Raw genomic sequence first — 3031 nt, forward strand, 5'->3', positions numbered from 1 at the left:
CGAAGGGGAGGCGCCGGAATCACCGCCTACGCCACCGCCCTGGTCTATCGCCGCGACTAGCGTCCCGGCAGCCGGGATCGCCAGCCGGCGGGCGACACCGAGGGGATTTGCGCCACCTGCCGCCCCTGAACCGCGGGCTTTCGGATAACCTTAATGCTGTGAGCCTGCGATTCTACGACACCAAATCAGCGTCCGTGCGAGACTTCCAGCCCATCACCGAGGGCGAGGTCAAGCTGTACTACTGTGGCGCCACCGTGCAGGGGATGCCGCACGTGGGGCACGTTCGCAGCGCAATTGTCTTTGACATCCTCACCCGCTGGCTGGAATACCGCGGCTTCGCGGTGACCACCGTACGCAACGTCACCGACATCGACGACAAGATCCTGGAAAAGTCCGCCGCGTCCTTCGCGCCGGACTTCGCCGCCGATCAGTACTACCGTCCCCGTGAACAGTGGTTCGCCCTGGCCTACCGTTTCGAGCAGGAGTTCGCCCGGGCCTACGAGACCCTGGGGGTACGCCGTCCCACCTACGAGCCGCGGGCGACCGGGCACGTGCCGGAAATGCATGAGCTGATCGAACTGCTGATCGAGCGGGGACACGCCTACCCGGCCAGCGACGGGTCCGGCGACGTGTACTTCGACGTGCGTTCCTTCCCCGAGTACGGGGCACTGACCCGCCAGAAGGTCGATGACATGCAGGAAGCGGCCGACGCGACCCGCGCGGCAAGCGCGACCCGCGCGACTTTGCGTTGTGGAAGGGGCACAAGGACAGCGACCCGCTGACTGCCTCCTGGCCCAGCCCCTGGGGCCGCGGGCGTCCGGGCTGGCACCTGGAGTGCTCCGCCATGGCCGGCAAGTACCTGGGCGAACACTTCGACATCCACGGCGGCGGGCTGGACCTGCGCTTCCCACACCACGAAAACGAGCTGGCCCAGTCCGCGGCGGCCGGCCACGGATTCGCGAACTTCTGGATGCACAACGGCATGGTCACCTACCAGGGCGAGAAGATGTCCAAATCCGTGGGCAACACCATTTCCCCACACCAGATGCTGGAGCAGGCAACCCCGCGGGTGGTGCGCTACTTCCTGGGACAGGCGCAGTACCGCTCGCAGCTGGACTACCGTCCGGATTCGCTGACCGAGGCCGCGGCGGCGGTCGAGCGCATTGACACCTTCATCGCCAACGCCCGCTACCGGCTGGAGGCTGCGGCCGGGACCGCCAACGCCGTCCTGGACTCCCAGTCCGGAACGGTGCCCGAGGCCTTCGGGGCGGCGATGGATGATGACCTGAACGTCCCCCAGGCCCTGGCGGCACTGCACGAGACCGTGCGTGAGGGCAACGCGGCGCTGGACAACCACGATGAGGCCACGGTGCCCGGCACTTAGCCAGGTACTGGCCATGGTCCGGGTGCTGGGTCTGGATGACGCCACCGAACCGGAGACCACCGGCACCAGCGCCGAATACCAGGTGCTCGACCAGATGATCCAGGCGCAGCTGGCCGAACGCGCCGAGGCCCGCGCGGCCAAGGACTGGGCCCGTTCGGACCAGATCCGTGACGCCCTGGCCTCGCTGGGCATCAGCGTCGTCGACTCCGCCGACGGGGTGCGCTGGACCCTGGAGAAATAACAGGCAAGGCCCCGCACCATCGGCGCCCCGGCGCCCGGCAACCAACCACAGATTTTTGAACTAAAGGAAACCGCGAGTATGAGCACACCAAAGGATCGGCCAGGAGCCGTTCGCAAGAACAAGAAGGGCCCGACCAAGGGCAGCGGCGGCAAGGGCCGCAAGTCCCTGGAAGGCCGCGGACCGACCCCGAAGGCCGAGGACCGGCCGTACCACAAGGCCTACCGCAGCAAGCAGCTGGCCGAACGCTCCCAGGCCAAGCGTCCGACCACCCGCCGTCCGCGGGTGAACGCGGAGATGGTGACCGGACGCAACTCGGTGGTGGAGGCGTTGCGCGCCGGCATCCCGGCCAAGGCCCTGCACATTGCGGTGCGCATTGACGTTGATGACCGGGTGCGTGAATCCCTGAAGCTCGCCGCCGAACAGGGTATCCCGGTCATGGAAGCCAGCCGAGTGGAGCTGGATCGGATGACCGATGACGCTATCCACCAGGGCCTGGCCCTGCAGGTTCCGCCTTATGAGTACCAGGACGCGGTGGAACTGACCACCAAGGTCGCCCGGGACTACGAGAAGGGCTACGAGCGCAACCTGCCGTTGTTCCTGGCCCTGGACGGAATCACCGACCCCGCAACCTGGGTGCCATCATCCGTTCGGCCTCGGCCTTCAGCGCCCAGGCTGTCATTGTTCCCGAACGCCGCAGCGTGGGCGTCACCGCTTCGGCCTGGAAGACCAGCGCCGGCGCCGCCGTACGCGTGCCCGTCGCCAAGGCCAGCAACCTGACCAGTGCCCTGAAGGAGATGAAGGCCGCGGGTATCTTCGTCATCGGACTGGACGCCGGGGGAGATGTCGAGCTTCCGAACCTGGAACTGGCCACCGAGCCGCTGTGCATCGTGATCGGTTCCGAGGGCAAGGGACTGTCGCGACTGGTTCGTGAAACCTGCGACGCTATCGTCTCGATTCCGATCTCTTCGGCCATGGAGTCCCTGAACGCCTCGATGGCGGCGGGCATCGCACTCTACGAAGTAGCACGGCGACGCCAGGATGCCGGCCAGTAGAACGGGGCTCTGATTGGCCAAGCGTCGGCGCAGCCCAACGCAACGGCAGAACCCGACAAAGAGCGGGCCGGAGATATCCGGCCCGTTCTTTGCGCTCTCCCCGCATGCGAGACGTGGTTCACAACAACCGATCCGACGCTCTTCACGAGGGCCGGAGGCGAAAGCGGGGTGAAGATCCCCGAGAATCCGGGCGAGAAACGGGTGCAGGAAACCGCAGCAGAACGTTTTGCGTTCATCGAAATTTCGTGTAGAGTTAGTACCCGCGCCGCTCGAACAGAACGGTTTGAACCGAAGAAGTTTAGGCGCGAGATCAAATCACCGAGTTGACAAAGATCGGCCAAGTGGTAAGATTGA

The 3031-nt window shown here is 65.8% G+C and carries 2 pseudogenes; both read left to right on the forward strand.

Going from position 1 to position 3031, the window contains the following annotated elements:
* Nucleotides 1–158 precede the first annotated feature (158 nt).
* A pseudogene (gene cysS, locus JCM19049_RS10645) lies at nucleotides 159–1625 on the forward strand (cysteine--tRNA ligase).
* Between the two features lie 78 nt (nucleotides 1626–1703).
* Nucleotides 1704–2677, forward strand: a pseudogene (gene rlmB / locus JCM19049_RS10650) (23S rRNA (guanosine(2251)-2'-O)-methyltransferase RlmB).
* Nucleotides 2678–3031 lie beyond the last annotated feature (354 nt).

The organism is Arthrobacter sp. JCM 19049, assembly GCF_001310435.1.